At 67.4% G+C, this 8474-nt stretch carries 11 protein-coding genes; 5 read left to right on the top strand and 6 right to left on the bottom strand.

Translation table 11 applies throughout. The annotated features are described in order from the left end of the window. Positions 1-511: lysylphosphatidylglycerol synthase domain-containing protein (locus RT97_RS10070; RefSeq protein WP_042578635.1), on the top strand; the 511-nt coding region annotated here is incomplete at its 5' end. 22 nt (positions 512-533) lie between these two features. Here the strand turns inward: RT97_RS10070 and RT97_RS10065 are convergent. From RT97_RS10065 to RT97_RS10050, 4 genes are all read right to left on the bottom strand, one after another. Continuing rightward, positions 534-773 (bottom strand): hypothetical protein, encoded by a 240-nt coding sequence (locus tag RT97_RS10065; protein WP_042578634.1) that lies wholly within the window; start codon positions 771-773, stop codon positions 534-536. A gap of 161 nt (positions 774-934) precedes the next feature. Continuing rightward, complete coding sequence (locus RT97_RS10060) at positions 935-2059, bottom strand: phosphatidate phosphatase App1 family protein (protein ID WP_042578633.1); 1125 nt, start codon at positions 2057-2059, stop codon at positions 935-937. Next, on the bottom strand, positions 2056-2571 hold the full coding sequence (locus RT97_RS10055; protein WP_042578632.1) for a dihydrofolate reductase: 516 nt from the start codon (positions 2569-2571) through the stop codon (positions 2056-2058). Before RT97_RS10055 ends, RT97_RS10060 begins: the two co-directional genes overlap by 4 nt. A gap of 13 nt (positions 2572-2584) precedes the next feature. After that, a complete protein-coding gene (locus tag RT97_RS10050) occupies positions 2585-3427 on the bottom strand; it encodes a thymidylate synthase (RefSeq protein ID WP_042578631.1) in 843 nt (280 codons plus the stop codon). 63 nt (positions 3428-3490) lie between these two features. Between RT97_RS10050 and nthA the strand changes: the two genes are divergently transcribed. Genes nthA through RT97_RS10035 form a run of 3 tightly spaced genes read left to right on the top strand, consistent with a single transcriptional unit; the run spans position 3491 to position 5174 of the window. Further along, positions 3491-4147 carry a nitrile hydratase subunit alpha gene (nthA, locus tag RT97_RS10045; RefSeq protein ID WP_042578630.1) on the top strand — a complete coding sequence of 219 codons (657 nt, stop codon included), beginning with the start codon at positions 3491-3493 and terminating at the stop codon, positions 4145-4147. Then, positions 4144-4809, top strand: a complete 666-nt coding sequence (gene nthB / locus RT97_RS10040; protein WP_042578629.1) for a nitrile hydratase subunit beta — start codon at positions 4144-4146, stop codon at positions 4807-4809. Before nthA ends, nthB begins: the two co-directional genes overlap by 4 nt. Beyond that, a complete protein-coding gene (locus tag RT97_RS10035; RefSeq protein ID WP_042578628.1) occupies positions 4806-5174 on the top strand; it encodes a nitrile hydratase accessory protein in 369 nt (122 codons plus the stop codon). The genes nthB and RT97_RS10035 overlap by 4 nt, the downstream gene beginning before the upstream one ends. 128 nt (positions 5175-5302) lie before the next feature. Here the strand turns inward: RT97_RS10035 and RT97_RS10030 are convergent, their stop codons facing one another. Together RT97_RS10030 and RT97_RS10025 are read right to left on the bottom strand one after the other, a co-directional pair. Next, positions 5303-6739, bottom strand: coding sequence for an FAD-binding oxidoreductase (locus RT97_RS10030; protein ID WP_042578627.1), 1437 nt, complete (start codon positions 6737-6739; stop codon positions 5303-5305). Continuing rightward, a complete protein-coding gene (locus tag RT97_RS10025; RefSeq protein ID WP_042578626.1) occupies positions 6736-7149 on the bottom strand; it encodes a DUF2069 domain-containing protein in 414 nt (137 codons plus the stop codon). The genes RT97_RS10030 and RT97_RS10025 overlap by 4 nt, the downstream gene beginning before the upstream one ends. A gap of 107 nt (positions 7150-7256) precedes the next feature. On the opposite strand from RT97_RS10025, the gene RT97_RS10020 reads away from it, so the two are divergent. Next, positions 7257-8468 carry a YihY family inner membrane protein gene (locus tag RT97_RS10020; RefSeq protein WP_042578625.1) on the top strand — a complete coding sequence of 404 codons (1212 nt, stop codon included), beginning with the start codon at positions 7257-7259 and terminating at the stop codon, positions 8466-8468. Positions 8469-8474 lie beyond the last annotated feature (6 nt).

The raw sequence follows: 8474 nt of genomic DNA, 5'->3' as shown, positions 1-8474 counted from the left end.
GGCGGGCGCCATCGCGCCGCCGAGCCGTGCGCCGATCGGATCGGGCGCATTGCGTGCGATCGGCGTTGTGATGATCCTGCTGGCCGTGGGCTATGTCGTCGCCTGCGCGATCCTGCGCGGACGTGAATGGCGCGTGAGGAACCGGCGGCTCAAGCTGCCTTCTGCACGACTTGCGTTGGTGCAACTCTCGCTGTCGGCAACCAATTGGGCGCTGATGGGTTCCGCGATGTACCTGCTGCTCGGCCAGCAGGTGCCGTATGCAACGACGCTGGGCGTCCTGTTGGCCGCATCCATCGTCGGTGTCATCACGCCGATTCCGGCGGGGCTCGGCGTGCTCGAAGGGGTTTATCTGGCGCTGCTGTCAGGCACCGTGAAGCAGGGTGCGCTGATGGGTGCGGTTCTGGCGTATCGCGCGCTGTATTACCTGTTGCCGTTGGCCGGCGGGTTGGTGCTCTATGTGTTCCTGGAGCGGTATGCAGCGAGCCATCCGCTGGAAGGTGCGCAGCCTTGATGCTGATGAGGGACCCGCGAACTCACAACTCGATGAATGCCGACGTGGCCTTGTTGAGAGCCAGCTTGCCCTTGGCGGTGATCGATTCGACCTGCGCGAGCTGACGAATCGCGCGCTCGTCCGGCGTGCGTTCGGATGGGGGAATGAATGCGGTGACCAGGTCGGCCGCACGCAGCACGCGCAGCCTGTCGATGTCTGCAGGCGTGTGCACGACATAGGGCAATCTCTGCTCCGAAATCACCCGAAGAAACTCCATGGACATGAGCCGTCTCCTTGTCTTGATGGCGGTTCGGACATTGTGCGCACAAACAATTAGCTGTGGCTAATCCCTCTGCAGGGCATGCCCTTTTGACACTTGTACTGAAGTCCTCACCTTGACCGGGCGGCGCATGCGCAACCGTTTGCCGCTGCACTGCAGCAGTGCTATCTGCTGGCTTGATGCGGCCAGTCGGTGGTGTCGGTCGTGAGGATGTGCCAGAGCACCGGGTCGATGCCTTCGAAGGTCGCGCGGTAGCGATCGGACAGCCGGCCTTCGTCGGTCACGTCGCGGATCACGATGCTGTCGATGCGCTGCGGGTTCGCGCGATACACCTGCGCGTAGATCTCCGGATCGGCTTCGCCCGAATCGCCCACGAGCACGAAACGGCGCTGCGGAAATTCGGTGAGCAGCCGGTCGATCACGCCCAGCTTGTGCGCGCGCGAATCTTCCGCGCCCGGGATCAGCGTGCGCCACGTGGTGCTCTCGCGCAGGTGCATGCTGCCGGCGGGAAAGTCGTTGTCGCGAACGAAATCCGCAAGCGCCGGATAGAGCTGCATCGGGCTGGCCGAGAGGTAGTGAAAGCGCGTGTCGGGCGCCTGCGCGAGCGCGCGGTAATACGCCGCCATGCGGGGCGCCGCCTCGAAGCGCCGCGCGAAGGTGTTCAGCAGCATCTCGCGCCGGTCGCGTACTTGCGTGCGCTTGATGGTGTCGTCGATGTCCGAGATCACGGACACGCCTTGTGCGGGCACGACCAGCGCCTGACCCCTGAAGCGATGCAGCAGTTCGCCCGGCCCCGTCACGCCGTGGAACTGCAGCCACTGCACCGGCGCCGTGGTGCGCGGCGCCTCGACCACCACGCGCAGGTTGGTGCGGCCGTCCGCGGCCGAGGCCGGCATCTTCACGCGGGTCTGCGTGCCGTCGAAGACGACGTCGATCACCTTGCCTTCTTCGGATTCCGCATGGAACAGCGCGGTGCGCTGGTTGAAGCGCAGCCTCGCCGTGGGCGAGAGCTTCTTGAGGTTCAGCCCGAGGTAGCGGGCCAGCGCGGCATCGAGGCCCCAGCGCCGTTCGCGCTCGAAGATCCAGGCGTGGATGTCGACCTCGATGCGGCCGTCGGCAGTCGGGCGCGCCGTGCCGGGCATGAACAGCGCTTCTTCGTCGGGTTCGAGCGGCTCGGCAGCCTGCAGCACCTGCAGTGGCGCCAGGCCCGCGAGCAGCACCGCGCCCATCACCAAGGACCGGCGCCGCGGTTGCGGCGCGGGCGGCTGCAAAGACCCGTCGTCGCTCATGCTTGCGCGATGCGTTCGTAGGTCACGAAGCTGAACGCCAGGCCGTCCTTGGCCGAGACGTGCGATTCGCGTTGTGTCTCGCGCCATGCAGCGCCGTCGAGCACCGGCGCATGCGCATCGCCTTCGTAGTCGCGCGCGATTTCGGTCACCACTGCGCGCTGTGCGAGCGGCTCGGCTTCGGCGTAGATCTGCGCGCCGCCGATCACCCACACCTCGGGGGATGCCGCCTCCGTGCAGAGCGAGAGCGCATCGCGGAGATTGCCCACCGGCAGCGCACCCTCGGCGCGCCAATCGGCCTGCCGCGTGACCACGATGTTCCGGCGTCCCGGCAGCGGGCGAAAGCGCGGCGGCAGCGAGTCCCAGGTCTTGCGGCCCATGATCACCGGCGCGCCAGCGGTCTGCTGCTTGAAGTGCGCCATGTCCTCCGGCAGGTGCCAGGGGATGGTGCCGTTGGCGCCGATGACGCCGTTGGCGGCGCGGGCGTAGATGAGGTTGATGCGGGGCTCGCTCATGGGGTCGGGCCGCTCAGACCGCCACAGGCGCCTTGATCGGATCACCGTGCTTGTAGTCGAGCACCTCGAAGTCCTCGTACTGGTAGTCGAAGATCGAGGCCGGCTTGCGCTTGATGTTCAGCGTGGGGTACGGGTACGGATCGCGGCTCAGCTGCAGCTTCACCTGCTCGGCGTGGTTGCTGTAGATGTGGCAGTCGCCGCCGGTCCAGATGAAGTCGCCCACGTCCAGGTCGCATTGCTGCGCGACCATGTGCGTGAGGAGCGCGTAGCTCGCGATGTTGAAGGGCACGCCCAGGAAGATGTCTGCGCTGCGCTGGTAGAGCTGGCAGCTGAGCTTGCCGCGTTCGCCCTCGGCCTGCGGCGGCGCCACGTAGAACTGGAAGAACGCATGGCAGGGCATCAGCGCCATCTTGGAGAGCTCGGCCACGTTCCAGGCGCTCACGATGATGCGGCGCGAATCGGGGTTGGTCTTCAGGGTCTTGATGACGTCGGAGATCTGGTCGATGTGCCCGCCATCGGGCGTGGGCCAGCTGCGCCATTGCACGCCGTACACCGGGCCCAGGTCGCCGTCTTCGCGCGCCCATTCGTCCCAGATGGTGACCCCGCGTTCCTTGAGCCAGTTGTTGTTGCTCGAGCCGGTCAGGAACCACAGCAGTTCCTGGATGATGGATTTGAGGTGCACCTTCTTCGTGGTCACCAGCGGAAAGCCCTCGTTCAGGTCGAAGCGCATCTGGTGGCCGAACACGCTCTTGGTGCCCGTGCCGGTGCGGTCGCTCTTGAACACGCCGTGGGTGTCCACGTGGCGCATGAAATCTTCGTACTGGGAGCGGACGGGGCGGGTGGGCGTGGAGGTCATGGAGGAGGGGGCTCTCGGGGACGGGTTTTCGAATTTTAAGTGCCCGGGCTTAGCATGGCGGGCATGAGCCAAGACCACCCCACGAATGGCCACGAACACGGCCACGAACACCCGCACGACCACAGCGAACTCGGCGAGATGGACCTGCGGGTCCGCGCCCTGGAAAGCGTGCTCACGCAGAAGGGCTACATCGACCCTGCCGCGCTCGACGCGCTGATCGACACCTACCAGACCCGCATCGGCCCGCGCAACGGTGCCCGGGTGGTGGCGCGGGCGTGGGTCGACCGCGCGTTCCACGACTGGCTGATGGCCGATGCCACGGCGGCCATCGCCTCGCTCGGCTACACCGGTCGACAGGGCGAGCACATGGTGGCGGTGGAAAACACCGACGAACAGCACCACATGGTCGTCTGCACGCTGTGCAGCTGCTACCCCTGGCCCGTGCTCGGCCTGCCACCCACCTGGTACAAGAGCGCGCCATACCGCTCGCGGGCCGTGAAGGACCCGCGCGGCGTGCTGGCCGATTTCGGCACGACGCTGCCCGAGACGACGCGCATCCGCGTCTGGGACTCGACCGCCGAGGTGCGCTACCTCGTGATTCCGCAGCGCCCCGCCGGCACCGAAGGGTTGAGCGAGGAAGAACTCGCCGCGCTGGTCTCGCGCGATTCGATGATCGGCACGCGGCTGGTCGAAGCGCCCTCCGCGGGGAGCGCCGCATGAGCTACCTCACGCATGCCGACCTCGGCGGCCAGCCCGGCTTCGGCGCGGTCACGCCCGAGCCCGAGGGCGAACTCTTCCACGCCGACTGGGAGCCGCGCGTGCTGGCCCTCACCCTCGCGATGGGCGCGACCGGCTCGTGGAACATCGATGCGAGCCGCGCCGTGCGCGAGACGCTGCCGAACTACCGCGACCTGAGCTATTACCAGATATGGCTCGGCGCCCTGGAGCAATTGATGCTGCAGCGCGCACAGGTCTTCCCAGACGAGATCGCTTCCGGCGAACTGAGGCATCCGCCCGCGCCCGTCGCCCGCGTGTTGCAGGCCGCGAACGTGCCGGCGGTGCTCGCGAAGGGCTCGCCCACCGAGCGCCCCGAGCCGGGCCCCGCGCTCTTCGCCGTCGGGCAGGCCGTGCGCATGCACCTGGGCAAGGTCGACCACCACACGCGGCTGCCGGGCTATGTGCAGGGCAAGCGCGGCACGATCGAGCATGTCCACGGCGCGCATGTGTTCGCCGATGCGCATGCGCAGGGTCTCGGCGAACAGCCGCAGTGGCTTTACACGGTGGTCTTCGACGAAGCCGAGCTTTGGGGCGAGCAGGCGGCGCCGCAGAATCTTTCGGTGTCGGTCGATGCGTGGGAAAGTTATCTGGAAGCGATCGCATGAAGGGCGGCGACATTCCGCTTGCACCCGGCATGCCGCGCGATGCCGACGGCCCGGTGTTCAAGGAGCCCTGGGAAGCGCAGGCCTTCGCGATGACGCTGGCGCTGCACGAGCGCGGCCTGTTCACCTGGGTCGAGTGGGCCGAGGCGCTGGCCGCGCAGATCGCCGCCGCGCAGGCCGCGGGCGACCCCGACATCGGCGACACCTACTACCGCCACTGGCTTGCAGCGCTCGAAGGCCTCGTGGCCCGCAAGGGCGCGAGCTCGGGCGACGAACTCGCGCGCTACCGCCACGCCTGGGACCACGCGGCCGATCGCACACCGCACGGGCAGCCGATCGAGCTGCGCGGCGAAGACTTTCCCGGCTGATCTGTCTTGCTCCTTCCCCCTTTGGGGAAGGTTGGGATGGGGGCAAGCGGCGCCAATTCGGCGCTGTGCTTCATCGAGCGCCGCGTGCCTCCACCCCAGCCCTCATCCAGAGAGGGAGGGGGAAAAATCTACACCCGGATCACGCGCCCGGGGTTGAGCGTGTTCTTCGGATCGAGCCCGCGCTTGATCGCCCGCATCATCTCCAGCGCCACCGGCGACTTGTGCTTCTCGAGCTTGTCGACCTTGAGCGAACCCACGCCATGTTCGGCCGAGAACGAACCGCCGAACTTCTCGACTGCGTCGTACACCAGCGTATTGATGCGGTCTTCCTCGTTCTTCAAAAAGGCCTTGGTGTCGATGTTCTCCGGTGCCTGCACGTTGTAGTGCAGGTTGCCGTCGCCCAGGTGGCCGAAGTTCACGAGCCGCACACCGGCGATTTCGCTTTTCAGCAGCGCATCGGTTTCGGCCACGAAGGCCGGAATGCGCGACACCGGAATGGAGATGTCGTGCTTGATGTTCAGGCCTTCCTCGGCCTGCGCGAGCGGAATGCTTTCGCGGATGTGCCAGAGCTGGTGCGCCTGCGTGAGGTTCTCGGCCACCACCGCATCGGTGACGCAGCCGTCCTCGAAGGCAGTTTCCAGCAGCGCTTCGAAGCGGGCGCGCGCATGGTCTTCGGATTCGCTGTCGGAGTTCTCCAGCAGCACGCAGTAGGGCACCGCCTCGTCGGCGATGAAGGGCACGAGCAGTTGCGGCATGTGCTTGTCGACCAGGCTCAGCGCGAACTTGCCCATCACCTCGAAGCCCGTGAGGCCCGAGCCCAGGTGCTTGTGTGCCAGGCCCAGCAGCGTGACCGCGTGGTCCAGCGAGGGTACGGCGGCCCAGGCCGTGAGCTGCGCGGCCGGCAGCGGGTAGAGCTTCATCGTCGCGGCGGTGATGATGCCCAGCGTGCCTTCGCTGCCGATCATGAGGTCGCGCAGGTCATAGCCCGTGTTGTCCTTGCGAAGGCCGCTCGTGCCCTCCCAGATCTCGCCCTGCGGCGTGACCACTTCCAGGCCCAGGCAGAGTTCCCGCGTGTTGCCGTAGCGCACGACCTGCGTGCCGCCCGCGTTGGTGGCGAGGTTGCCGCCGATGGTGCAGCTGCCCTCGGCCGCGAGGCTCAACGGGAACAGGTAGCCCTCTTTTTCCGCGGCCTCCTGCAGCGTCTGCAGGATGCAGCCGGACTCCACCGTCATCGTGAGGTTGGCGCCGTCGATGGTGCGGATCGCGTTCAGCCGCTGCAGGCTCAGCACCACCTGCGTGCCGCTGTCGTCGGGAATCGAGCCGACCGCCAGGCCCGTGTTGCCGCCCTGCGGCACGATGGCCGTGCCGGCCGCGGCACAGGCCTTGACCACGTCGGCCACCTGCTGCGCATTGGCCGGCCGCACCACCGCGAGCGACTTGCCGCGCGAACGCTTGCGCCAGTCCTGCTCGTAGGCGGTGAGGTCGCCCTCGTCGAGCACATGCGAGGCGCCGACGATGGCGCGCAGTCGGTCGATCAATGCAGCAGGGGAAACAGAAGAAGTCATTGGGCGGAAGCCTCCAGTTGACGGGCAGCGGCGGCCTTGGCGTGGCGCAGGCGAAGGCGCACATGCCAGGCGCAGGCCGCGAAGAGCACCAGGCACAGCAGCACCTCGACGAGGGCGAGCACCTGCCCCACGCCGTTGGTGTCGCTCCAGGCGCGCACCACGCCCTCGGTGAAATAGAGCCAGATCATCAGGCTGACCCAGCGGTAGGTGTACATGCGGTTCTTGTAGAGCCCCGCGAGCGGAATGACCAGCGGCAGCACCTTCAGCGCCAGCAGCGAGCCGCCGGGCCGCAGCGGTGCGAGCCACAGCTCCCAGGCCAGGCCCAGCACGATCAGGCCGACGAGGCTGCCCACGGCAAGCCATCGGGTGGCACGGACGGAAGAGGGCGGGAGCGGCGAGTTGGGTTGCATGGGCGGACACCGCGGAGCCGGCTTCGCCGGGCCGCTGGCGTTGCCCCCGGAAGGGGGTTGGCGCAGCGACACGAAGTGCGCGGAGGCTGGGGGAGAGTTCAGATCCTATGATACCGGCCATGAATCGCAGGCAGCTTTGGAGGGATCTTTCGCGTTTTCCGTGGCGCAATACCGCAGCGGTGTTGGGCGAGCGTTTTCGCGAAGACCGCCTGGGCCTCACGGCCAGCAGCCTGACCTTCACGACCACCATCGCGATGGTCCCGTTCTTCACGGTGGCGCTGGCCCTCTTCACCGTGTTCCCCATGTTCGCCAAGATGCAGGGCCGCCTGCAGCGCTGGCTCATCGAGAGCCTCATTCCCGACAACATCGCGCGCCAGGTGCTCGGCTACCTGAACCAGTTCGCGAGCAAGGCCAGCGGCCTCGGGATCGCGGGCCTGATCGTGCTGCTCATCACCGCCATCGCGCTGATCCTCACGATCGACAAGACGCTCAACAACATCTGGCGCGTGCCGCGGCCACGACCGCTGGCGCAGCGGGTGCTCATCTACTGGGCCACCATCACGCTCGGCCCGCTGATCCTGGCCGTGAGCCTGTCGACCACCTCGTACGTGTTCGCCGCCTCGCGCGACGTGGTGGGTGGCGCGATGGTGAAGCTGGCGTTCGACAGCCTCGAATTCTTGCTGCTCGCCGCCGGCATGGCGGCGCTCTACCACTACGTGCCGAACACCAACGTGCGCTGGTCGCATGCGTGGGCGGGCGGCATCTTCGTGGCCGCGGCCATCGAGATCGCCAAGCGCGTGCTGGGCTACTACCTCAGCCTGGTGCCGACCTACTCGGTGTTGTACGGCGCGTTCGCCACTTTCCCGATCCTCCTGGTGTGGATCTACGTGGCATGGGTGATCGTGCTGCTCGGCGCGGTGATCGCGGCCTACCTGCCGAGCCTGCTCACGGGCGTGGCGCGGCGCGGCGGGGCGGCGGGCTGGCCGCTGCAACTGGCCATGGAAGCGTTGCAGCACCTGGCGCGCGCGCAGGCGACGCCGGCCAAGGGCATGGGCGCGAGCGAGCTGGTGACGCGCATGCGGGTCGATACGCTGCAGCTCACGCCCGTGCTCGAGACGCTGGTCGCGCTCGACTGGATCGCGCCGCTGGCAGAGGAGCCCGCCAACGAAGACCCGCGCTACGTGCTGCTGGCCGACCCCTCCACGTCCATCGAGCCGCTGCTCAAGGCGTTGCTGATGCCGCAGGCCGAGCCGCTGGAAGACCTCTGGCAGAAGGGGCCGCTGCGGTCGCTGCGCCTGGGCGACGTGCTGCTGATCTAGCTGCAG

This window comes from Variovorax paradoxus (assembly GCF_000834655.1).
In the GTDB taxonomy this organism is placed as follows: Bacteria; Pseudomonadota; Gammaproteobacteria; order Burkholderiales; family Burkholderiaceae_C; genus Variovorax; species Variovorax paradoxus_F.
The sequence above is the reverse complement of the archived record's forward strand: the minus strand, read 5'-3'. Positions and strand labels throughout refer to the sequence as shown.